This is a genomic window from Pseudomonas subflava (assembly GCF_023823685.1).
GTDB lineage: Bacteria > Pseudomonadota > Gammaproteobacteria > Pseudomonadales > Pseudomonadaceae > Aquipseudomonas > Aquipseudomonas subflava.
This window is the reverse complement of record NZ_JAMXBF010000005.1, coordinates 363,909-385,277: the sequence shown is the minus strand read 5'-3', so window position 1 is coordinate 385,277 and position 21,369 is coordinate 363,909. Positions and strand designations below refer to the sequence as shown.

The 21,369-nt window shown below is 62.0% G+C and carries 21 protein-coding genes, 1 other RNA gene and 1 pseudogene; 8 read left to right on the top strand and 15 right to left on the bottom strand.

From position 1 onward, the window contains the following. The first annotated feature begins 25 nt into the window (after window positions 1-25). The 3 genes from NF616_RS08465 to NF616_RS08455 all read left to right on the top strand — a co-directional run bounded on the left by NF616_RS08465 (window position 26) and on the right by NF616_RS08455 (window position 3,501). A complete protein-coding gene (locus NF616_RS08465; RefSeq protein WP_252272790.1) occupies window positions 26-2,845 on the top strand; it encodes an FAD-binding and (Fe-S)-binding domain-containing protein in 2,820 nt (939 codons plus the stop codon). 62 nt (window positions 2,846-2,907) lie between these two features. Further along, window positions 2,908-3,180, top strand: coding sequence for a PA2433 domain-containing protein (locus NF616_RS08460; protein WP_252272789.1), 273 nt, complete (start codon window positions 2,908-2,910; stop codon window positions 3,178-3,180). Between the two features lie 75 nt (window positions 3,181-3,255). Next, a complete protein-coding gene (locus NF616_RS08455) occupies window positions 3,256-3,501 on the top strand; it encodes a PA2433 domain-containing protein (RefSeq protein ID WP_252272788.1) in 246 nt (81 codons plus the stop codon). Here the strand turns inward: NF616_RS08455 and NF616_RS08450 are convergent, their stop codons facing one another. Further along, a complete protein-coding gene (locus tag NF616_RS08450; RefSeq protein ID WP_252272787.1) occupies window positions 3,502-6,414 on the bottom strand; it encodes an ATP-binding protein in 2,913 nt (970 codons plus the stop codon). It lies immediately after the preceding gene. A gap of 146 nt (window positions 6,415-6,560) precedes the next feature. Between NF616_RS08450 and ssrA the strand changes: the two genes are divergently transcribed. Further along, window positions 6,561-6,917, top strand: a transfer-messenger RNA (tmRNA) gene (ssrA, locus tag NF616_RS08445). Window positions 6,918-6,994: 77 nt separating this feature from the next. On the opposite strand, the gene NF616_RS08440 is transcribed toward ssrA, so the two are convergent. The 13 genes from NF616_RS08440 to NF616_RS08380 all read right to left on the bottom strand — a co-directional run bounded on the left by NF616_RS08440 (window position 6,995) and on the right by NF616_RS08380 (window position 15,233). Continuing rightward, a complete protein-coding gene (locus NF616_RS08440; RefSeq protein WP_252272786.1) occupies window positions 6,995-7,408 on the bottom strand; it encodes a hypothetical protein in 414 nt (137 codons plus the stop codon). Next, the gene (locus NF616_RS08435; protein WP_252272785.1) at window positions 7,408-7,962 is read right to left on the bottom strand and encodes a Panacea domain-containing protein; all 555 of its coding nucleotides are present in this window, start codon (window positions 7,960-7,962) and stop codon (window positions 7,408-7,410) included. The genes NF616_RS08440 and NF616_RS08435 overlap by 1 nt, the downstream gene beginning before the upstream one ends. A 157-nt stretch (window positions 7,963-8,119) precedes the next feature. Continuing rightward, window positions 8,120-9,106, bottom strand: a complete 987-nt coding sequence (locus tag NF616_RS08430) for a phage integrase (protein ID WP_252272784.1) — start codon at window positions 9,104-9,106, stop codon at window positions 8,120-8,122. Next, a complete protein-coding gene (locus NF616_RS08425; RefSeq protein ID WP_252272783.1) occupies window positions 9,107-10,384 on the bottom strand; it encodes a hypothetical protein in 1,278 nt (425 codons plus the stop codon). A gap of 144 nt (window positions 10,385-10,528) precedes the next feature. Beyond that, the gene (locus NF616_RS08420) at window positions 10,529-11,716 is read right to left on the bottom strand and encodes a zonular occludens toxin domain-containing protein (protein WP_252272782.1); all 1,188 of its coding nucleotides are present in this window, start codon (window positions 11,714-11,716) and stop codon (window positions 10,529-10,531) included. Window positions 11,717-11,728: 12 nt separating this feature from the next. Beyond that, window positions 11,729-12,061, bottom strand: a complete 333-nt coding sequence (locus NF616_RS08415; RefSeq protein ID WP_252272781.1) for a DUF2523 family protein — start codon at window positions 12,059-12,061, stop codon at window positions 11,729-11,731. Then, entirely contained in the window at window positions 12,061-13,263 is a 1,203-nt protein-coding gene (locus tag NF616_RS08410; protein WP_252272780.1) for a virulence factor TspB C-terminal domain-related protein, read from the bottom strand. Before NF616_RS08410 ends, NF616_RS08415 begins: the two co-directional genes overlap by 1 nt. 154 nt (window positions 13,264-13,417) lie before the next feature. Continuing rightward, window positions 13,418-13,636 carry a major capsid protein gene (locus tag NF616_RS08405; RefSeq protein ID WP_252272779.1) on the bottom strand — a complete coding sequence of 73 codons (219 nt, stop codon included), beginning with the start codon at window positions 13,634-13,636 and terminating at the stop codon, window positions 13,418-13,420. 5 nt (window positions 13,637-13,641) lie between these two features. Beyond that, the gene (locus NF616_RS08400; RefSeq protein WP_252272778.1) at window positions 13,642-13,857 is read right to left on the bottom strand and encodes a hypothetical protein; all 216 of its coding nucleotides are present in this window, start codon (window positions 13,855-13,857) and stop codon (window positions 13,642-13,644) included. A gap of 108 nt (window positions 13,858-13,965) precedes the next feature. Next, entirely contained in the window at window positions 13,966-14,316 is a 351-nt protein-coding gene (locus NF616_RS08395) for a hypothetical protein (protein WP_252272777.1), read from the bottom strand. 181 nt (window positions 14,317-14,497) lie between these two features. Next, window positions 14,498-14,722 carry a hypothetical protein gene (locus NF616_RS08390; RefSeq protein WP_252272776.1) on the bottom strand — a complete coding sequence of 75 codons (225 nt, stop codon included), beginning with the start codon at window positions 14,720-14,722 and terminating at the stop codon, window positions 14,498-14,500. Window positions 14,723-14,726: 4 nt separating this feature from the next. Further along, a complete protein-coding gene (gene pflM, locus NF616_RS08385; protein ID WP_252272775.1) occupies window positions 14,727-15,017 on the bottom strand; it encodes a lysogeny maintenance protein PflM in 291 nt (96 codons plus the stop codon). After that, window positions 15,018-15,233: a DNA-binding protein gene (locus NF616_RS08380; protein ID WP_252272925.1), complete on the bottom strand. Its 216-nt coding sequence runs from the start codon at window positions 15,231-15,233 to the stop codon at window positions 15,018-15,020. 451 nt (window positions 15,234-15,684) lie between these two features. Between NF616_RS08380 and NF616_RS08375 the strand changes: the two genes are divergently transcribed. Both NF616_RS08375 and NF616_RS08370 read left to right on the top strand, forming a co-directional pair. Continuing rightward, entirely contained in the window at window positions 15,685-16,038 is a 354-nt protein-coding gene (locus NF616_RS08375) for a hypothetical protein (RefSeq protein WP_252272774.1), read from the top strand. A gap of 9 nt (window positions 16,039-16,047) precedes the next feature. Next, window positions 16,048-17,475: an SEFIR domain-containing protein gene (locus tag NF616_RS08370; RefSeq protein ID WP_252272773.1), complete on the top strand. Its 1,428-nt coding sequence runs from the start codon at window positions 16,048-16,050 to the stop codon at window positions 17,473-17,475. A 326-nt stretch (window positions 17,476-17,801) separates the two neighbouring features. Here NF616_RS08370 and NF616_RS08365 read toward each other — a convergent pair whose 3' ends face one another. Further along, window positions 17,802-18,710, bottom strand: a complete 909-nt coding sequence (locus NF616_RS08365) for a LysR family transcriptional regulator (RefSeq protein ID WP_252272772.1) — start codon at window positions 18,708-18,710, stop codon at window positions 17,802-17,804. Window positions 18,711-19,095: 385 nt separating this feature from the next. Between NF616_RS08365 and NF616_RS08360 the strand changes: the two genes are divergently transcribed. Next, complete coding sequence (locus NF616_RS08360) at window positions 19,096-20,298, top strand: NAD(P)/FAD-dependent oxidoreductase (protein ID WP_252272771.1); 1,203 nt, start codon at window positions 19,096-19,098, stop codon at window positions 20,296-20,298. A 121-nt stretch (window positions 20,299-20,419) separates the two neighbouring features. Next, window positions 20,420-21,351, top strand: a pseudogene (locus NF616_RS08355) (MBL fold metallo-hydrolase). Window positions 21,352-21,369: the final 18 nt, after the last annotated feature.

The following is a 21,369-nucleotide window of genomic DNA, read 5'->3' as shown; positions in this document are numbered from 1 at the left end:
ACCTACCGTGATACATGGAGCACGCATGAGCCTGCCCGCCGCCTTCCTCGCCGAAGTCCACCGCCTGATCCCGCGCGAGCGCCTGTTCGACGACCCGCTGTCGACCCTGGCCTTTGGCACCGACGCCAGCTTCTACCGGCTGATTCCCAAGCTAGTAGTGCGCGTCGAGTCCGAGGCTGAAGTGGTGCACCTATTGGAGCTGGCCAGCGCCGAGCGCGTGCCGGTGACCTTCCGCGCCGCCGGCACCAGCCTCTCCGGCCAGGCCATCAGCGACTCGGTGCTGATCGTCCTCGGCGACAGCTGGAACGGCCGCGACATTCGCGCGGGCGGCGCGCAGATCCGCCTGCAGCCCGGCGTCATCGGCGCCCAGGCCAACGCCTGGCTTGCCCCGCTGGGGCGCAAGATCGGCCCCGACCCGGCCTCGATCAACGCGGCGAAGATCGGCGGCATCGTCGCCAACAACTCCAGCGGCATGTGCTGCGGCACAGCGCAGAACACCTACAAGACCCTCGCCGGCCTGCGCGTGGTGCTGGCCGACGGCAGCGTGCTGGACAGCGAGGACGCCGCCAGCATCGCAGCCTTCCGCGCTCGCCACGGTGCCCTGCTCGATCAGCTGGCCCAGCTAGGTCGAGAAACCCGCGCCAACATCGCGCTGGCCGACAAGATCCGCCACAAGTACCGGCTGAAGAACACCACCGGCTTCTCGCTCAACGCGCTGGTCGACTTCGACGAGCCGCTCGACATCCTCAACCACCTGATGGTCGGGTCGGAGGGCACATTGGGCTTCATCAGCGCGGTGACCTACGACACCGTGCCGGAGCACCCCCACAAGGCCAGCGCGCTGATCGTCTTCCCCGATGTGGAGAGCTGCTGCCAGGCCGTGCCGCTGCTCAAACAGCAGCCGGTCTCTGCGGTTGAGCTGCTCGACCGCCGCAGCCTGCGCTCGGTGGAGAACATGCAGGGCATGCCCGAATGGGTGAAGCGCCTGTCGGCCGGCGCCTGCGCCCTGCTCATCGAGTCGCGCGCCGCCAGCCAGTCACTGCTGCACGAGCAGATCGACCGGATCATGGCCGCCATCGCCCACTTCCCGGTGGAGAAGCGGGTCGACTTCAGCGAGGACCCGCTGGTCTACAACCAGCTGTGGAAGATTCGCAAGGAGACCTTCCCCGCCGTCGGCGCGGTGCGCCAGACCGGCACCACGGTGATCATCGAGGACGTCACCTTCCCGGTGGAGCGCCTGGCCGAGGGCGTCAACCGCCTGATCGCGCTGCTGGAGAAGCACCGCTACGACGAGGCCATCCTGTTCGGCCACGCCCTGGAGGGCAACCTGCACTTCGTCTTCACCCAGGGCTTCGACGATCCGCTGCAGGTCGCGCGTTACGAGGCCTTCATGCAGGACGTGGCGCAGCTGGTGGCGGTGGAGTTCGGCGGCGCGCTCAAGGCCGAGCACGGCACCGGGCGCAACATGGCGCCCTTCGTCGAACTGGAGTGGGGCGGCGAGGCTTACCAGCTGATGTGGACCATCAAGCGCCTGTTCGACCCGCTGGGCATCCTCAACCCGGACGTGGTGCTGTCGGATGATCCGCAGATCCACTTGAAGAACCTCAAGCCCCTGCCGGCCGCCGACGAGATCGTCGACAAGTGCATCGAGTGTGGCTTCTGCGAGCCGGTGTGCCCGTCCAAGGGGCTGACCCTGACGCCGCGTCAGCGCATCGTGATCTGGCGCGATATCCAGGCGCGCAAGCGTGCCGGCATCGACACCACCGAGCTGGAAGCGGCCTACCACTACCAGGGCGTGGACACCTGCGCCGCCACCGGCCTGTGCTCGCAGCGCTGCCCGGTGGGCATCAACACTGGCGACCTGGTGCGCAAGCTGCGCGCCCGCGACGCCGGGCATGCCGGCGCGGCCACCTGGCTGGCCGGCCATTTCGCCACGACCCTGCGCGGCGCGCGCCTGACCCTGCGCCTGGCCGACGGCGCACGACGCCTGCTCGGCGCACCGCTGCTGGGCAAGACGGCGCGGGCCCTGCACGACAAGGCAGGGCTGCCACTGTGGACGCCGGCCATGCCGCAGGCGGTGCAGCCGATCCGCTTCACCGCGCCGAGCCGCGACGAGCGACCGCGGGTGGTGTACCTCGCCGCCTGCGTGTCACGCGCCATGGGCCCGGCGTTCGGCGATGCAGAGCAGACGCCGCTGATCGACAAGACCCGCGCCCTGCTGGAGAAGGCTGGTTACCAGGTGGTGTTCCCGGACGATCAGGACAACCTGTGCTGCGGCCAGCCGTTCGCCTCCAAGGGCTACGCCGAGCAGGCCGCCGCCAAGCAGCGGGAACTGGTCGACGCCCTGCTCGCCGCCAGCCGCGGCGGGCTCGATCCGATCTACTGCGATACCAGCCCCTGCATCCTGCGGCTGGTGCAGGAAGGCCTGGATGAGCGCCTGCGGCTGTACGACCCGGTAAGGTTCATCCGCGAATACCTGCTGGAGCGTCTGGTCTTCACGCCGCAGGACAAGCCGGTGGCCGTGCATGTGACCTGTTCCACCCAGCATCTGGGCGAGGCCCAGGGGCTGATCGATATCGCCAGGCGCTGCGCCCGAGAAGTGGTGATCCCGGAGGGCATCCACTGCTGCGGATTCGCCGGCGACAAGGGCTTCACCACGCCGGAACTGAACGCCCACTCGCTGCGCAGCCTCAAGGACGCGGTGCAGCTCTGCGAGGAAGGCATCTCCACCAGCCGCACCTGCGAGATCGGCCTGTCGACCCACAGCGGCATCGACTACCACGGCCTGGTCTATCTGGTGGACCGGGTGACCCGGGCAAAAAACTCTGAACCGAGCCCGCACTAGCTCAGTCGACTGCATACGGGCCCGCTACGGGCTCGCTTCGACGACTGAAGAGGAGAACCTCGATGAAGCGTACTGCCCTGATTTTCGCCTGTGCCCTGGCCGCCTCGCCGGCATTCGCCAACGACGACCTGTGCACCACCAACCTGCAGAAAATCGATGACAAGATGGCGTCCGAGACCGCTCTGGGCGAAGCCATGAAGCAGCAGATCACCGACCTGCACAAGCAGGCCAAAGACGCGCAGCAGGCTGGCGACGTAGAAGGCTGCGCCGGCTACGCCGGGCAAGCCGTGACCCTGCTGGAGAAGTCGTCCAAAGGCGACGGCCCGGCTCAGTAACGGTCGCAGAGCCGGCGACAAAGCGGGCGCCACGCCCGCTTCTATACTGAGTCCACCTTCCCAGGAGGACTCACCATGCGCCGGCTCTTTCTTGTCTGCTCCACCCTGCTGCTCAGCACATCTCTGTGGGCCATGCACTGCCCGCAGGACATGGCCAAAATCGACGAAATGCTCAAGACCGACCCGCCGGCCGACGCCGAGGTGCTGGCCGAAGTGCAACGCCTGCGCGCCGAGGGCGAGCAGTTGCACAAGGATGGCAATCACAGCGAGTCGGTGAAGGTGCTGGACGAGGCGCTGAACCTGCTGCAGGCCAGCGAGTAGTCAGCCCCGCTCGCCCAGCAGCGTCAGCGCGAGCTGGCGCAACTGCTGCAGATCCACCGGTTTCAGCAGGCTTGCACGGGCGCCTCTGGCCCGGGTTTCCGCCAGCAATTCCTCATCGGCCGCGGCGCTGACCACCAGCACCGGCACGCCGGCCAGTCGCGGTTCGCCGCGCATGTATTCCAGCACCTCCAGTCCGCTGCCGTCCGGCAGATCGAGGTCCAGCAGCACCAGCGCCGGCGTTTCTTCGGCCAGCTGCAGCAGCGCCCGGCGCACCGAGCCCGCTCCGCCCACCACGGCGATGTCGCGCAACCCTTCCTGCAGCACCCGCAGACAGGCCGGGTGGTCCTCGACGCACAACACGCGCGCCAGCGGCTGGCGCCTGGGCTGTTCGGCCGGCGGCAGGCTCTCGTCCGCCGCATGCGGCTCGGCGGCGCTGGGCAGTTCGATCCAGAAGCGGCTGCCCAGGCCGACATTGCTGGAAAAGCCCATCTCGCCGCCCATCAGCTCGGCCAGCTCGCGGCACAGCACCAGGCCGATGCCGGTACCGGGAATGTTGGAGTTTTCCCGCCCCAGACGCTGGAACGGCTGGAACAGCTGGGCCTGCTGCTCCGGGCTGAGCCCCGGGCCGCTGTCGTCCACCCACAGGCGCACGCCACCGGCACGCACTTCGTAGCCCAGGCGCAGCAGTCCCTGCGGGCTGTTGTACTTGATCGCGTTGGACAGCAAGTTGAGCAGCACCTGGCGCAGGCGCCGCGGGTCGGCCAGCACGAACAGCGGCGGGTGCGCCTCGGCCTGCACCTGCAGCTGCAAGCGACGCTGCTGCACCTCGGGCTGGATCAGCTCGGCGCAGCCGCGCAGAAGCGGACCGATGTCCACCGGCTGCAGTTGCAGCTGCTGCTGACGGCTCTCGATGCTGGAGAGGTCGAGGATGTCGTCCACCAACGAGGTCAGGTGGCGGCTGGCGAGCACGATCTCCCGCGCGTATTCGGCCTCCTGGCGCCGCTCGTTGTGGTCCTGGGCTTCCAGCTCGATCAGCTGGGCGAAGCCGTGGATGGCGTTGAGCGGCGTGCGCAGCTCGTGGCTCATGCTGGACAGGAAGCGGCTCTTCGCCTGGCTGGCCGCCTGGGCCTCCAGGCTGGCGCGGCGCAGCTCCTCCTGCGCCTGCTTGAGGCGGGTGATGTCGACGTGGGTGCCGGCGGCGCGTATCGCCCGGCCCAGCTCGTCACGCTCGATCACCTTGCCGCGGCTGAGCAGCCAGGCGTATTGCCCGCGAGCGTCGGCGTAGCGGTATTCGGCCTCGAAGAAGTCCTCGGCGCTGTCGTCGGCCATGCTCAGGCGCAGGTGGCGTACCCGCGGCAGGTCGTCCGGATGCACGCGCTGGTTGAATTCGGCGAATGGCATGCAGTCGCCCGGCAGCCCGAAGCGCCGCACGAAGCGCTCGCTGATGCGAATGGTCAGGCTCGCGGCGTCCACTTCCCAGAGGCTCTCGGTGGTGCTTTCCAGCACCAGCTCCAAGGTGCGCTGCACATTCAGCCGGCTCTCGTCGCTGTCCTGCAGCTGCTGACCGGCGTGCTGCACCTCGACGGCCATCTCGGCCATTTCGGCGATCACCGTCGGTGGCGCCGCCGGCCTGCGCTCACCAGCCACCAGGCGGCGCATCATGCCGACGATGCCGGTGATCGGCTCGGCCAGTTCACGGCTCAGGCGCCGCGAGCGCAGCCACATCCAGGTGCCGAACAGCAGGTAGAACAGCACCAGCCCGGCGATCAGCAGGTAGCCGATGATTTGGTACTGCTCGGCCAGGCGATTGGTCTCGCGGAAGATGTTGGCCTCGTCCACCACCAGCAGCAGACGCCAGCCCGTCTGCGGAATCTCGCTCCAGGCCATCAGCTGGCCGCGGCCGCCCAGCTGCACCTCGACCACGCCGTGGGGCTTGGCCGCCATGCCGTCGAGCAGCGGGCGCAGCCCCTGCTGGCGATCCAGCTTGAAGTCGGCCGGCTTGAGCACCTCGCGGCTCACCGCCTCGGCGTAGGAATAGCTGGTCAGCTCGCGCAGGCCGAAATCCTTCTCCCCCGCCTCCGGCAGGGCCATGATCGCGTTGTCGCGGCCCACCAGCAGCGCGTAGCCCTGCCACGGCACTTGCAGGCTGCCGATTTCGGCGAGCATCCGGCCCACGGTCACGTCCAGGCCGGCGACACCCTCGAGGAAGTCGCCGAGGTACACCGGGGCAATCGCCGACATCATCCAACCCTGCCCGGCCGGGTCGAGGTAGACCTCGGTCCACACCGTGCTCCGCTCGGGGTTGTGCTTGCCGTCGGCCAGGTAATAGAAGTTGTACTGCGGGATGACCATGTCGTGCGGGTACTGCTGCAGCACGTCGAAGTACGGGTAGATGCGGTTGTAGCTGTCCCAGCTGTTGAAATAGACCGCCGCCACCAGCGGGTCGGCCTGGCGGATCGAGCGCATCAGCGGGTCTACCCGCGACAGGCGCAGGGCCTTGTCGCGGTCCTGCGCGACTGTGGCGGAGGAATAGAAGGAAGCGGCGCGGCCATCGTCGCTGCGGCTGTGGAACACCCCTTGCGCTGTGAGGGCGTGGCGCTGGCGCTCCTGCTCGTCCGGCTCGAAGCGACGGTCGCCGAGAGCCTCGGCCACGGCGTCGCGATAGACGCCGACCTGCGCCTCGATCGCGCGCAGGCGGCTGTCGATCACCTGGCCCTCGCGCCGCACGGCGCTGTCCAGATCCTGCAGCGCGCTGGTCTGCAGGTAACCGATCTGGGACTCGCGTATCGACTCGTTGGTGTAGAGGTAGACGCCGATCAGCACCGACTCCACCAACACCAGCGGGATCAGCGCACTCCTCAGGAAAGCTCGCCAGATCCAGCGGCGCAGGGGCTTGAGCGGTGCGGGCGGCATCCAGTGCTCCTCGAATTCTACTCTGCAGAGAATGGCACACGGCCAGCGAACGGCCAGCCTGGCCGGGCATTGTAAGGGCAGAACGGCGGTCGACGCAGATGAACCTTTGCCGTACACTGCGCGTCCAACCTCGCAAGACCCGTTCTGGGGCCGATTAGGATTCGACGCCGGTAACAAAACTTGAGGGGCATGCCGAGTAGGTGACAGTTCTCGTAAATCCGCTGCCACAACTTCATAGTTGCCAACGACGACAACTACGCTCTGGCCGCCTAAGGGCGCCAGCAGACCCTAGGGGATGCCTGTAAACCCGAAGATTTGGTCTGTCAGATAGAACAGGATCGCCGCCAAGTTCGCTGTAGACGTAACGGCTAAAACTCATACAGCTCGCTCCAAGCGCCCTGCCACTCGGGCCGCGAGGAGTTAACTCAATAGAGATGGCTAAGCATGTAGAACCGATAGCGGAGTCCTGGCGGACGGGGGTTCAAATCCCCCCGGCTCCACCAAACAAGCCCCTGAAAAGCCTAGTGTTTTTCAGGGGTTTTTCTTTGGATGTCGAAAATTAGTCGAAGCTAAGGGAGGATCAGGAACCAGCGCTACGGCGCCAAATGGGCTCAAAGAAGCTCTTGATGGCCGGCTCGGTATGCCTGGAGTTCAGCACTCCTTCGCAGATCCTTGCGAAAACGCCTCCATCCATTGCCTCTCTCGGAACAAGAATCTGGCCTTGGACACCACGCTCGATCTTTACAGCCTCTTCAATCCGAGCCTTCCGATACACCACATAACTGTTCTGAGTGATGAAGGGATGATCGCCCGGATAAAGCAGACAGGCAGGATCATGGGGTCTCCCCTGCTTTACCCTTGAGATGCTAACGAGCAGCACCAATCGCGCCAAGGTGACGGGATCGTTAAGAAGTATGAATAAATGCTTTAAATCTGGCTGTTGCGGCGTTCCGGAAGGCACTAAAACAGTCGCCCGGCGAGTAACAAAGAACATTAAAGCCTCGCGAATAGCTGATCCATGCTGTGGTGACTTTCGAGCTCTTCTTGAACGGCATAAGCCTCATCTGGAGCACGCCCCAAAGCCTCGAGCACATCTTTGTACTCAATGGGATACGACGAGCCGCTCGGATCCTTCCACTCAGCACAGCGATCATGCGTGTAATCGCGGAGAGCCCACTGATCCATCTGACCAAACTGGGCTTGGACCTCAGCCAAAATCTCCAGATCAGCCTCACTAAGGCGATCCAGTCCAGAGGCTTCACAGTCTTTCAATGAAAGCATGTGGCCGGCACGATCAGCGACCCAGCAATCCCATCCGCCTTCCTGCGAACGAATAGCGCCGTTCATTAATTCCAAGGTTCTAGAGAGTACCGGTCCATGCGGCATCGAAACCATACGATCACCTGACATAGGCATTTCATATAGATCCAAGGCACGCCGGTCAGCCAAATAAAGCAGCTTCATCAGCTTGATGATGGGCAGAGGCCCGCCATTCCTTGACAGAAAAAAGGCAGCCATCTGAGCAACCTTTTGCTCATTGAACGCCATCATTAACTCCTCTCACTGGGGCAGCAGTTGCTGCTTGCCCACAAGCTATGCACAGAGATATCCACAGCTTAGACCACATTGGGGCGCGATTATCCATGTAGTAATCGACTGATTCAATCGTCAGTTGAGTCATGTATAACGTTTTTTCGCCAACGGTCTAAAAAGCAGCCAAGGGGCCAAATCTCAAAGCATCTGCTAAATGATCAGGCGCCAGATGCGCATAGCGCATAGTCATCGCTAGGCTGGAGTGACCCAGGATTTTCTGCAGGGTGAGAATATTTCCGCCGTTCTGAATGAAGTGGCTGGCAAAGGTGTGCCGCAGAGAGTGTGCGGCCTGCCCTTTCGGTAACTGTATGGTGGTTCTGGCCAGAGCCCTGCGGAACGAAGTAATGGCCGAGTTAGGCTGGCCATGCTGTTTCCAATGGCGAATTACCTTGGCCTCCAACTCGGCCGTGATCGGTACCGACCGCACCTTGCCACTCTTAGTCCCGCTGAAGGTGATCACTGCATTACGCAGCCCGGTCGGCCTCAGTTTCTCAGCCTCAGACCAACGCGCACCAGTGGCCAGACAGATCAGAGTGATGATTTCGACGTGTGGGTTATCGCAGCCGCTGCGGATAGTCTCCAGCAGCTCGGCAATCTGATCATTCGTCAGCCAGGAAAGCTCTCGCTCCTGAATCTTGAGGGGCTTCACCAGGGCGAGCGGATTGGCGTAGTCGATAACGCCCAAGCCCCGCAGTTCGTTGTAGACCGAACGCAGATACCCCAGCTCATTGTTGAGGGTCTTGGGCGACGTGCCCTCCCATAGCCTTAGGCGCCGATCATGGGCATACGCCTGCGGGTCCAGCTTGGCGGCTTGGGGGTTGCGCAGGCGCTTGGCGACCAAATCCAACTTGGAACGGCGGCGCTCCCCATCCCGCAACGAATGCCCGTGCAGATCGAACCATGCAGCTACCAGCTCGGTTAAGCGGCGGGTGTCGGTCGGTTTGGGGGACCAGCTCGGGTTATCCACTACCTTGGCGCGGCAAGTAGCCTCGAAGCGCTGAGCCTCTGCCTTGGTCTTGAGCGTCTTGCGGAAGCGCTTTCCCTTGATGGGCTCTACATCGACCTTCCAACGGCCGTCCGGTAGTTGCTCAATGGCCATCTAGACGGCTCTCCCCCAGCGGACATGGCGCTCTTCCAAGAGGTCGCGGATGTGGTGATAGATGTCGAGCGTGGTCATATGCTTGGCGGCGTAGTGGTCGCGGATCACCGGCCAGCATTCCCATTCGGTGAGCCGCTTAAACGCCTTTTTTGCGCCCACCCTTTCCCTTGCCAGCAAGCTGACGAAGTTGCCCAAGAACAGCTCGACGTTCTTGCCGGAGAAGCCGCGAGCGGTCTTGTAATGGCGCTTGTAGAAGGTGTCTTCCAGCAGCGAATCGGCGGCGATATCGACTCGCACATCGTGACGCAGCAGGGTCCAGATGGCCTCATAGCGGCCGGGGCGGGCTTGTAGGCGGAACTGGCTCAGACCGTAGCGCCATAGGCCGTCGAGGTGACCAGCGAAGGCGGAGAAAGAGCGTGTGTCGATCAGCACGCCGGAATGAACGTCGACGGAGCCGGAAGCAAATTGCTGGATGATCGAGTGGTGATAGCGCAGCTCGATGCGCCAAACGTCTTGCTCCGGGTTGTAATTATCGGGGTCGCCCTCGTCGAAGCTGTCGCGGCGCTTCCAGACGCCTTCCCAGTAATCAAGCTTGTCGGTGGCGCGGGCTTGCTCGGTCTTGTTGTAGATACAGAGCTGGATGCCACCAGCGGAGCCAAACATAGAGGTTTCACCACGGCCGTACACGCTGGCCTTGGTCGCCCAGGAAATCTCATTGATGCCCGAAATATCCCGGTGCGCGCGCGCTTTGCAGTGCATACGCGCCATCAGATCGGACGGCGGTTGCCAGCCTTGCAGGTCTAGCGCCAGGTGCACCGCGCATTGGTTAACTTCGAGGTGAGTCAGTACCTCTTGGGCGTAGAAATCCATCCGAGCTTGCAGGCGCTCGGGACTTAGGGCGTCGATGGCATGGGGTGACACCTCGATTTTGAGGTGAGGGCCGATGGCGTCTTGCTTGGCGTTGAAGTTCTTCACCAGCAGGACGAAGCCGAGGTCTGCATTCTGGAGCTTGTATTGGTAGCCAGAATCACGGCCGACGCGACCGGAGTGCCAGCGCTGGCCAGCAAAGTCGACAATGACGCCGGGGGTCTCGAATAGCGCCATGATCTCCGGGCGGATCAGCCCCCGGTACAGCTGGCGGACCGTATCCACCCCGCAACGCAGCAGGCGGACTTTCGAAAGGTCGGTGAGGATGGCAGTGTGGTCATCGAAAAAGAGCCTGCCGGTGGCAGATTCTTGGAATTGCTGATCGACTCGCAGTTGATCCTTAACGCTCATCTCTTTTCACTCCAAAACGGCACGAATTGAAACTCGGTAATTGGGTTTATCTGACGTGTTACAGGGGCGTCCCCGCGCGCCCTTTAGCGCGCATGCGCCCAGCGCATTGCGCGCTTAAAGGGCCACTCGCTATGCGCTCCCCTATCACCACAGGAAGCGTTCCTTTTCATAGGGCACGACCACCACAGACGAACCCTTGGGAGCGCCTTCCAGGGAGCTGGCAATGGTTTGCTCGAGCTGTTTGGGTGGCGGCTGCCTACCGGTGAGCGCGGGGTTTTCGAGCTGCTGCGGGTCGGGTTTGGCGGGGTCGAAGTAACCCTGTTGAACCACGTTTTTGCAGAAGGAGAACGACGTTTTGTGCCACGTACCCTGCTGGGTGTAGCACTCGCAGATATAGGCTTTCTCTGCCGCCCTAACGACCCTGTACCGCTTGCTGTTGCGCTCGATGTAGCCCTCGTCGGAACTCATGACGCAGGAAAGCTTGGGGTAGGTCTTGGGCTTGGTTAACTCGTCATAGATCGGTGCCGAGCTGGGCACATCGGGTATGCGCGGGGTGCGATCAGCGAGGTACTTTTCTAGGGTGTTGGCCTTCTTGTCGCCGGAGGCGGTGGCCGGGGTGATGAGGGAACCTACCGTATCCTTGACCTGCTGTACGGCGCTGGGCGCGCTTTCGGCGGGCTGCGCCTGCTGGGCTTTGCCTTCCTCATAGCGGTCATAGGCGCGGTACACCATGAAGGCAGCAGCAAGCATGGCAGCCACGGCAAACAGCATCTTTTTCGGGGCCTTGAACTGGAAGTGATGCTTGGCCTGGGTGCTGGTGTAGACGCCGAAGTACTTCTTATCGAGCCGCACGGTGCGCTTGTCGGCGTCCTTGAAGCTGCTTTTCAGCTCGACCTTTTCGATCACCGCTTCGGACTCGAAGCGGAGCAGCTGCTGGGACTTGAAGACGCGCCAGTAATGCACGTGGCCGTTGCACAGGCGGCGCAGGTGGACGTCGAGGTAACGCGGGTCCTGGGTGATCAGATGCACCTCGAAACCATGGTGACGCATGGTTTCGAAGCGGGTGATGTGCTCGGGCGGCCGGTTGCGAGGATCACGCACGCCGAACCACCCTTGCGCCTCGTCGATCACGGCGATGGAATCCTTGGGCAGATCGAACCACTTGTGCGGATCGTCGAAGGGAAACCAGCTGGCTTTGAGCAGTTCGGGTTTAAGGCCGGTGATGTTGAAGAAGTAGACCGTGCGGCCTTCTTCTAAGGCCTTCTTATCCACCTCGCGGATGGTGTTCAGGGTCTTACCGTGGCCGGGCTTACCAGTGCGGATGTAGAGCATCGGGCGGCCTCCTTAAGCTTCGATGGAGGTGCCGCCCGGCTTGCGCCAGACCTGAGCACGGCGACGGTCCTGAGCCTTGTTGATGCCGGCCAGAACGAGGCGGGTAGTCACCGCGGCGAAGTAAAGATTGATAGCGATATCAATCTTGGCCAGCCCCAGAATCTGCTGAATCTCCAGGGAAGAACCGCTGAGCTTGGAGGTGACGTAGTTCATCGCCACCTCAAGCAACGCGTTGTAGCCGACATAAGACACAAAGCCGATGCCGATCACTCGGAACAGCCAGCCCACAAGCGGCTGAACCATCATGAAGACCAGTTGCGCAGCCCATAGCCAAAACGCTGGCATCACTCACCCCCTGCGGCACGGCCGATGTAGATGGCGAAGAACACCCCAGCCGCCGCGACGATCAGGTAACTGAGGTCCGAGGCGAACTGACAGATGGATTCGTAGGAAAACTGGAAGGTGCGGCCGCCACCCGTGGTGAGGTGGAAGGTCTTAGGAGGCGGACAGCTCGACGGAAGAAAGCGGGTGCCCTCGTCGAAATAGCTAGCGATATCAACCTCTTCGTCCTCTTCCATCTTGTAATCAGGGTTGTCGAGGAAGTCGGCGATATCGTCTTTCTGCCCAGGGAAGTTAGTAGCCGCCTCGCCGTTGCACTTCATTTCCTTTTCAAGGCGCAGCTGAGCGCAGGCAATGGCATCGCCCTCGCAGATCAACGGCTGATCGCAGCCGAGGCCACCGGCGGAGCCGTTATCACCGCCACCGCCGTCACCGCCGTCGCCTGGATCGGTTCCACCATCACCGCCATCACCACCACCGGGATCAGTGGGATCAGTGGGGTCAGTGGGGTCAGTGGGATCAGTCGGGTCCGTGGGGTCGGTAGGGTCCGTTGGGTCAGTGGGATCAGTTGGGTCTGTGCAGCCCTCTGCGCTCGGATCAGCCTCGCAAGGATCAGGATTGTCCTCCGGCGGAGGCGGAATCTCCGGCATAGGCTCCATATCGGCGGTACTGCAAGCTTGCCCCGTCAGAACATATGCCAGATTGGCGAAGATGATTTCGTACTTGGGGTCCGTGTCTGGCTGCCCGAAGAAGTCATCACCTGTGCCACCGGGGTCAGCATCGCCGATACACCCGGAGAAGCAGTAGTTCAGAGGCTGGGCATAGCCGAAGGAGGAGAATGTTGAATCATTATTTGTTTCTTGCCGGCCCAGGGGCCAAGTCAGGGACGTAGACGTACCAACCTCGCAATCTTTTGAGATCACCCGAGGGGACACGCCACCTACAACGAAACCGTTAACGCGAGTCCCACCAAATTGCGAAGGGTCTGAATAGCGGTAGAAGCAAGACATGTTGCCGTCTGCATATACACCCTCAACCACGCCATTGGGGCCGACTAAGGGGTAGTCAGACTCTGGCGCCAGAGAGGCACAAGCGTCATTGGCGTTGAGGTGGAAGACCTCGGGATGAATGTTGGTTGAATACGTCGCTGCACCCCAGGACATTGGCGACAGCAGCAACAGAAAGAGGCAAGCCTGACGCGGTGACATAGCTACACCCGCCCGAAGAACAGCGCCCACAAGGCGGCCACTGTGACGATGAGAACGAACCATTCTTGAGACATGGCAGTTACTTCCAGCTGGATAAGAAAACCCCGCCGGAGCGGGGTTGTTCTTGCCCGGCACGGGACCGTGACGAGCTCGCTTACAGGGCGCGACGCATGTAGCCGAAGGCGGCAGCCGCGACGATGACGGCGAACACCGCCCAGCCGATGGTGTTCACGTCGGTCTTGGCGGTATCGAGGGCCTCGGTGGCTTCGGCCGGGACGGCGGCGTACACGGCATTACCGAAGGCCAGGGCGCCGGTAGCGATGGAGCCCACCAGCAGGCGGGAGCGGGATACAGCGTTTTTGGCTTGTTGCATGGTCATTACCTCTTGAGTGCTTTTTTCAGGACTAGGAAGCCGAACACCACGGCAAACAGAGCAATTGCTTCGCCTTGCAGCTCGGCCACGTCGTCCCAGGTCAGGGCAGACCCGTAGAGGGCCTGCATTTCCTCTTGGGTCAGGCTGACCAGAGTCCCGGTGCAGAGGGGTTCACCCGCCGCTCCGACACTCCAGTCGCCTTCACACGCGAGGAAATTCATAGGGGGCTCAGGCAGCGCGGGCAGGCTTTAATCAGCTGCCAGTTACGCTCAGGGGCGCAGCGCTGGCAGTGATTGCAGAAGATCCGAACCATCTGAGCCGCCCCTTAATCAGGACTTGGCCGGATCAGCCGAAGGGGCCGGCTTGTTGGGCTGCGGAGAAACTGCCGCAGTGGTGCGGGCCTTCACTGGCTCGATATGTAGGGCGAGATTTTTGCCCTTGTTCTGGCCGCCGCGATCCACCTCGAAGGTGATGCGGACCAGCTCCAGGGGCTGGAAGTGAGCGCCAGCGGCGAAGACCTCGTCGGCCTGATCGTCAGCGACGGCCATGCCGATGATGGAGAGGCCGTGTTCGGTCTTGCCATCCGGCTCATCGCCATAGAAGACCTTCACGTATTTAGCGTCTTCCATTTCGGTCTTTTGGGTGCCCAGGAATGCGACTTCCATAGTGGAACGTGCCATGTGTGTTACCTCGCTTGTGGTGCGCCTGATTGCGCGGTTTGCCTTTCAGCAGGCCGAGCGGGTCCACACGGGCGAACTTTTCAGTTTTTCGCCCGAGGGGTTTTCTCGGTATGCCGGGGGTTTACAACTCGGCCGATGCGCGGGCCGTTATCGCGTCAAACACCAAGGGCCACGGCCCTTGTCATCCCGTGTCGCCACCGTCTCCCGCGACTGGCGGGCCAGTCACGGAAGCCAGCGGCGATGGCTTGTCGGTGAGCTCGCGATACGAGGCGAGCAGGTCATTGAACTCGCGGACTTGCTGGGTCAGCAGAAAATGCCGGTGCAAGACATAGCGGACCACTTGCAGCATCAGCACAGTCCAGATGATCAGCACGCCCGCATAGAGAATTCCGACATAGGCGCTCATTGGCTCAGCTCTCCAACTCGAACGGCTTGCGGATTGGAACGAAGGGCGTTGGATTGCCCGAGTCGTAAATAACGTTCCAGTACTGCGGGGGCCGGCGCGGTGGCGTGTGTTTCGCGCAAGTAAAAGCCGGTGTCGCCTTCCAGATTCCATCGACCTTGGCCACAGATGCGGGGCGGCATTGGTCGCAGGGTATGGATGGGGAGCGCTCGGGTTCCGGTGCGCGACGGGACCAGCAGACAGAGCAGTCGCAGGTTTCGGCATGCGGTAGCCGCTGGTAGCTGTTGAGAGAGGGCATTCAAGCGGTCCACTCCTGTTCCAACAGCCAGGAGCGAAGCAGGGCGCTGTTCACCATGCGCAGCTTGCCGAGCTTCACCGAGGGGAGAACGCCGCGATACACCCAGGCGCGAGCAGTGCCAAAGGTGATGCCGTTGCGGTCGGCCCACTTCTCTATGGTTTCTACATCCTGTTGCGGCCCTGCGATCTTGCTGGGCTCCAGCTCTTCCAGTTCCATGCTCGTTCCGTCACTATTCGTTGCAGAAATCAGGCTCTTCATATGGCCATAGTCCATATGGACATTATCCATATCAGTGCGCCTATGGCAATAGTCCATAACGAGTTTTTTTCATGCCGGAAGGAATGGCCGAGAGGGCCCACCTATTGCTGAGCCAAACCAGCCTCAAAGAGCTGGCAGAGGTGAATAGTAAGGACTACGTTCGCTGGCAGAGCATCAAACGGGGCAAGGCTAGGTTTGGGGCGGAGGAACTAGAGGTGCTAGGGAAAAGATACCCTCAGTACCGATGGTGGCTTATGACCGGTGAGGTCATGCCTGACAAAGGCCAGCTGAGCCCGCAGTACGAGCAGGCCAATTCAAACTTGCCCAATCAAAACGCGGGATAGCGATTACTCAGGAAATAGCTAGGCGCTGGTATTCCCGAAGGACGGGCGGCGAAAAGGACTGAATCATGCGAGTGGATGACGAGGACGTTTACATTCCACCCAGGCCCAAGGAGCGGAGCAGCTTCGAATGGCTTGGCATCATCACCCTAGCTATTGTGCTGGGTACCTTCATAACTGATGGCATCCGACTCTTGGCAGCAAATGCCTGGATGAACTACCAGTTTGAGCAATTGGCAGAAGAACTTCGAAGCAGCAGGGCTGAGGCACGGCAACAGGCCGAAGTCAGACGAGAAGAGCTACGTGCTCAAGAGTCTGAGAGGAAAATGCAGTCGTACGAATGCCGGTTCTGGTGGGAACAACATCAGGCCAATCCTAATGCCAAAAATAACGCGAAGAAAATGCAAAGTTGCGGCGAATAAGGAGCATGTATGAGCGAAGTTAAGAGCCCAAAGGTTTTTATCTCCTACAGCTGGAGCGGGATAGATCACCAAGAATTTGTTAAGGAATGTGCTGAGCGTTTGGTATCTGACGGCATAGAGGTTGTCCTAGATATTTTTGATCTCCGAGAAGGAGACGACAAATACGCCTTCATGGAGTCAATGGTTACTGATGATACTGTAACCCATGTGCTGATCATGAGCGATAAAGCTTATGCAGAAAAAGCTGATGCGCGCAAAGCAGGCGTCGGAACTGAAAGCCAGATCATATCTAAACATGTATATGAGAAAGTAGCGCAATCAAAATTCATTCCTATCATATGCGAGCGTGATAGTGAGGGGAGAGCCATTACCCCTACATTCCTTCAGTCTAGAATTTCGATTGATTTTAGCTCGCCAGAAAAGGTTAATGAAAATTGGGAGAGGCTTGTGCGACTTCTGTTTGGTCGCCCAGAGCATACAAAACCTCAACTAGGCAAGCCGCCAGCATACATAACCGGCGAAGCGCCGGTTTCCGCAGCTGCCATCAGCGCCAAATTCAATACATTGAAGCAGGCGATACTCCAAGAAAAGAAGCGAATAAGTCATTATCGTCGAGATCTCATAGATGAATGCGTGAAGCATGCAGACAAGTTTAGAATAAGAGAGCAAAAACAAATTACAGGCGAAATGGTGCTTGGAGATTTGCGGGCGTTGAAGCCGGTTAGAGATTACTTGCTGGAATGGGTTCTGCTTGAAAGCGATTATGACGCCTCCAACGAATTCAACGAGGCACTAACCAGTACCCTGGAAAAGCTACTAGAACTAAAATCGCGACCCGAAGAGATAACTCAATGGAATGACAACATGCTTGAGGCGCAGCGTGTTTTCGTTTATGAGACATTCCTATACATAGTTGCCGCTCTCATTAAGACCAAATCTTTTGAAAGCTTACATGAAGTATTCTTTACATCTTATTTGTTACCAGACACAGAAGGATACGGCGAAAATAGATTCGATGATTTCACTCGATTTTATGGCTATTCTGAAACACTTCAAATACTAGCAGAGCCCGGTAGAAAGCTGAGCAGTCCGGCTGCTGCATATATAAAACAATCAGCAGACAGGGAATCAATTTCGTTTCGCTCGATAATGGAAGCAGAAACCCTTATTCTAATGATTGCCTTCATGAAACAGATTCGTTGGTTCCCTCAAACTCTTTACTACGCTGGATATCACGGTAAATTTGAGCTTTTTAACAGGGCTCAATTCAAAAAGCATTACAAAAATATTGCTACGATTACTGGCTATGAGGACCCTCGTGCACTTGAGCTAGAGGTTCGACTTGGGCATGATCAAGCTCGCCCGAATAACTGGAATAATTTTTATATGATTAATTTCCTCGAGCTCATGAACATTCAAGAGCTAGGGAAGTATTAATGTGTTTTGGCATTCCAGCTCTGACATATGGCTTACGATTTTATGGAGGAGGCGTAAGTGTCGAAAATGTGTCGAAATTACTGTGCCAGATAGTGAGGATTCGAGACGATGTCCGTCTGCAGAGCCGCGTATTGAGCGAATTTGAGACGTAACGGAACGGCAAAAACAGGGTTCAAATCCCCCCGGCTCCACCAAATCAGAACACCAGAAGCCCTTGATCGTCAGATCAGGGGCTTTTGCTTTCCAGCTTCCGCGTTTGCCAACGGCCGCCACCGCCCCCAGAAGCGGCGGTTGTCGAGCGCCTCGGCCTGCCATACACGCGATCTCTAGCCCTGCTCGGCCATCGACTCGACGATGCGGCTGCGCAGCCAGCGCTCTGCCGGGTCGCCGTCCGTGCCCTCGCCCCAGACCATCGACAGGTCGGAGGTCACGGTGGGGAATGGCGGGTCGTCGGCGCGTAGCTGGGTGCCTTCGATGAGGGCGGCGGCGGCGTAGTCCGGCACCGAGGCGAGCAGGTCGGTGCCGGGCAGTATCGAGCGCAGGCCGCCGAACTGGGGCACGGCCATCACCACGTGGCGCGAAGCGCCGACCCGCGCCAGGTCGTTGTCGATGTTGCCGCTGAGATCGCCGGAGAACGACACCAGCACGTGGGGCCGCGCGCAGAACTCGTCCAGGGTCAGCGGGCCCGGGCGGTCGTCGCCGCGCAGCACCTTGACCTTCATCTCGCGCAGCCGGCGGCGCTTGGCGTTGGCCGGCAAATCGGTGGTGTAGCTGACGCCAACGGAGATTTCCCCGGACGTCAGCATCGGCGTCATCAGCAGGAAGTGCACGCGGCGCACCACCAGCACCACGTTCGGCGCCTCTGCGCGCAGCTGGCGGACCAGCTTCGGGAACAGGCCGAACTCGGCGTCGTCGGAGAGGCCGATGCGGAACGTGGCGCGGTCGATGCCGGGGGTGAACTCCCGCGCGCGGCTGACCGCGCAGGAGATGGTGTCCATCGCCGGCTGCAGCTCACGGAGGATCACCAGGGCCCGCGCGGTCGGCTCCAGATGGCGGCCGTTGCGCACCAGCAGCGGGTCGTTGAACAGCTCGCGCAGGCGCGCCAGCGCCGCGCTGACGGCCGGCTGGCCGAGGAACAGCTTCTCCGCGGCGCGGGTCAGGTTGCGCTCGAACATGAGGGTCTCGAAGACCACCAGCAGGTTCATGTCGACGCGGCGCAATTCGTTTCGGTTCATCGCAAGGCCTCCCTGTGCATCCAGTTAAGCAGCCGCCATCGCTGCGCGTCACGGCAGTCAACCCCGCTGCCCGGCCGCGCGGCGATTTTCCACATACGGTTGCCCAGCGAAACATCATTCGTTTTGAGAGCAGCTATCACGCGGATTGAGTTCTGCCGCCGCTGGGCACGGCCGGAACATCGGCTCCAGGGCCTGCTCGGCCCGGACCAGAGGACCAACGAATGAACAATAAACCTCAACCCCGCCCCATCGCCTACGGCCCCCGCTCCGTGGCAGCCGCGCCGCACGGGCGTCGACGAACACCCCGCCAGCAGCCGCCGACGCCCCCGCGGGCCATCGCCCGGCCCACGACCTTCGCTCTGTCATGACTTCGGGAGAATTCACCATGAAACAGCACATTCTGATCATCGGCGCCGGCTTCGCCGGCCTGTGGAGCGCGCTCAGCGCCGCCCGCCTGCTGGACCTGAACGGCCGCCGCGATGTGGACATCACCCTGCTCGCCCCCCAGGCCGAACTGCGCATCCGCCCGCGTTTCTACGAGCCCGAGGTGCACACCATGTTCGCCCCGCTGGACGCCCTGCTGGACGTCGTCGGCGTGCGCTTCGTCCAGGGCAGCGCGACGCTGATCGACGAGCAGGAGAACAGCGTCGGCTACACCGACGCCGCCGGCGTCGCACGGAGCCTGCGCTACGACCGCCTCGTCCTCGCCACCGGCAGCCACCTGAGCCGGCCGGCCGTGCCGGGTCTCGACCGGCACGCCTTCGATGTCGACCAGATCGAATCGGCCACCCAGCTGGAGCGTCACCTGCAGTCGCTCAAGGACCGCCCCGCCAGCGCCGCGCGCAACACCGTGGTGGTGGCCGGCGGCGGCTTCACCGGCATCGAGACCGCGACCGAGATGCCGCAGCGCCTGCGCGCGGTACTGGGTGAGGATACGGACATCCGCGTGATCGTCGTCGACCGCGGCCCGCAGATCGCGGCGGTGATGGGCGACCAGATCCGCGTGCCGATCATCGACGCCTCCAAGCACCTGGGCATCGAGTGGATCGTCGGCACCGGCGTGGCCTCGCTCGACGACAAGGGGGTCAACCTCTCCGACGGCTCGCGCATCGACGCACAGACGGTGATCTGGACGGTCGGCTTCCGCGCCAGCGCGCTGACCGAGCAGCTGAGCAGCGTGCGCGACGCCCAGGGCCGGCTGCACGTGGACGCCAACCTCAAGGTCTTCGGCCAGGCCAACGTCTTCGCCGCCGGCGATGTGGCCTACGCGGCCACGGATGACCTGGGCAACTTCGCGGCGATGAGCTGCCAGCACGCCATCGCCCTCGGCCGCCACGCCGGCAACAACGTCGCGGCCGACCTGCTGGGCCTGGCGCCGACGCCCTATCGCCAGCCCAAGTACGTGACCTGCCTGGATTTGGGCGCCTGGGGCGCGGTGTACAGCGAGGGCTGGGATCGCCAGGTCAAGCTGGTGCGCCAGCCGGCCAAGGAACTCAAGACGCAGATCAACACGCAGTGGATCTATCCGCCGGTGGCCGACCGCGCGACGGCGCTGGCGGCGGCCGACCCGATGATCCCGGTCGCCTGATCGCCGATCCGGCCGGTGCCGTTGGCGCCGGCCAAACCGCTCCCTGTGACTTCCCCGCGGCCGCTCCGCTGGCCGGGGGACGCCATTGCCTGTCGTAACGACCCGAGAATGGAGAACGACCATGACCGCTCACCTCACCACCTTCAGCTCGCACGACGAAACCACCCGCTCCGCCCCCGTCGAGGAACTGGTGCCCTCCCGCTATGCCCTGCGCCTGGGCGACATCGACGTGATGGTCATCAGCGACGGCGTGCTGCCGCTGCCGACCGAGACCATGTCCACCAACGCCGACCCGGCTGCGCGCGCCGCCTGGTTCAAGGACATGCACCTCGGCCCGGACATGTTCGACTGGGCCCTCAACGTGCTGGTCGTCCGCAGCGGCGAGCAGATCGTGCTGGTCGACGCCGGGCTCGGCGGCCAGTTCCCCGGCTTCCCCGCGCCGGCCAGTTTCCCAAGCGCCTGGAAGCCGCGGGCATCGACCTCGGCGAGGTCACCGACGTGATCATCACCCACATGCACATGGACCATATCGGCGGCCTGCTCGTCGACGCGGTGAAGCAGCGGCTGCGCCCGGACGTGCGCATCCATGTCACGGCCACCGAAGTGGCGTTCTGGGACACCCCCGATTTCGCCCAAACCGCCATGCCGGCGCCGGTGCCCGACGTGCTGCGCGCCACCGCCCAGCAGTTCATCGCGCATTACCGCGGCAACCTGCACATCTTCGACGACGAGCATGAGGTGGCGCCCGGCGTGGTCGCCAAGCTCACCGGCGGCCATACCCCGGGGCACTGTATCGTCTACGTGAATTCGGGCGGCGAGCGCCTGACGTTCGCCGGCGACGCGCTGTTCCCGGTGGCCTTCGACCACCCGGACTGGCACAACGGCTTCGAGCACGACCCTGAGGAATCGGTGCACGTGCGCGTGCGCCTGCTGCGCGAGGCGGCGGCCAGCGGCGAGCTGTTCGTCGCCACCCACCTGCCCTTCCCGTCCGTGGGCCGGGTGGCGGTCGAAGGCGACGCCTTCCGCTGGATCGCGGCGTTCTGGGACTACTGATCGGGCGCCGCCCCGGGG

Coding starts and splice junctions, on each gene's coding strand:
- NF616_RS08465 (WP_252272790.1), top strand. CDS start 26: ATGAGCCTGCCCGCCGCCTTCCTCGCCGAAGTCCACCGCCTGATCCCG.
- NF616_RS08460 (WP_252272789.1), top strand. CDS start 2,908: ATGAAGCGTACTGCCCTGATTTTCGCCTGTGCCCTGGCCGCCTCGCCG.
- NF616_RS08455 (WP_252272788.1), top strand. CDS start 3,256: ATGCGCCGGCTCTTTCTTGTCTGCTCCACCCTGCTGCTCAGCACATCT.
- NF616_RS08450 (WP_252272787.1), bottom strand. CDS start 6,414: ATGCCGCCCGCACCGCTCAAGCCCCTGCGCCGCTGGATCTGGCGAGCT.
- NF616_RS08440 (WP_252272786.1), bottom strand. CDS start 7,408: ATGTTCTTTGTTACTCGCCGGGCGACTGTTTTAGTGCCTTCCGGAACG.
- NF616_RS08435 (WP_252272785.1), bottom strand. CDS start 7,962: ATGGCGTTCAATGAGCAAAAGGTTGCTCAGATGGCTGCCTTTTTTCTG.
- NF616_RS08430 (WP_252272784.1), bottom strand. CDS start 9,106: ATGGCCATTGAGCAACTACCGGACGGCCGTTGGAAGGTCGATGTAGAG.
- NF616_RS08425 (WP_252272783.1), bottom strand. CDS start 10,384: ATGAGCGTTAAGGATCAACTGCGAGTCGATCAGCAATTCCAAGAATCT.
- NF616_RS08420 (WP_252272782.1), bottom strand. CDS start 11,716: ATGCTCTACATCCGCACTGGTAAGCCCGGCCACGGTAAGACCCTGAAC.
- NF616_RS08415 (WP_252272781.1), bottom strand. CDS start 12,061: ATGCCAGCGTTTTGGCTATGGGCTGCGCAACTGGTCTTCATGATGGTT.
- NF616_RS08410 (WP_252272780.1), bottom strand. CDS start 13,263: ATGTCACCGCGTCAGGCTTGCCTCTTTCTGTTGCTGCTGTCGCCAATG.
- NF616_RS08405 (WP_252272779.1), bottom strand. CDS start 13,636: ATGCAACAAGCCAAAAACGCTGTATCCCGCTCCCGCCTGCTGGTGGGC.
- NF616_RS08400 (WP_252272778.1), bottom strand. CDS start 13,857: ATGAATTTCCTCGCGTGTGAAGGCGACTGGAGTGTCGGAGCGGCGGGT.
- NF616_RS08395 (WP_252272777.1), bottom strand. CDS start 14,316: ATGGCACGTTCCACTATGGAAGTCGCATTCCTGGGCACCCAAAAGACC.
- NF616_RS08390 (WP_252272776.1), bottom strand. CDS start 14,722: ATGAGCGCCTATGTCGGAATTCTCTATGCGGGCGTGCTGATCATCTGG.
- pflM (WP_252272775.1), bottom strand. CDS start 15,017: ATGCCCTCTCTCAACAGCTACCAGCGGCTACCGCATGCCGAAACCTGC.
- NF616_RS08380 (WP_252272925.1), bottom strand. CDS start 15,233: ATGGAACTGGAAGAGCTGGAGCCCAGCAAGATCGCAGGGCCGCAACAG.
- NF616_RS08375 (WP_252272774.1), top strand. CDS start 15,685: ATGCGAGTGGATGACGAGGACGTTTACATTCCACCCAGGCCCAAGGAG.
- NF616_RS08370 (WP_252272773.1), top strand. CDS start 16,048: ATGAGCGAAGTTAAGAGCCCAAAGGTTTTTATCTCCTACAGCTGGAGC.
- NF616_RS08365 (WP_252272772.1), bottom strand. CDS start 18,710: ATGAACCGAAACGAATTGCGCCGCGTCGACATGAACCTGCTGGTGGTC.
- NF616_RS08360 (WP_252272771.1), top strand. CDS start 19,096: ATGAAACAGCACATTCTGATCATCGGCGCCGGCTTCGCCGGCCTGTGG.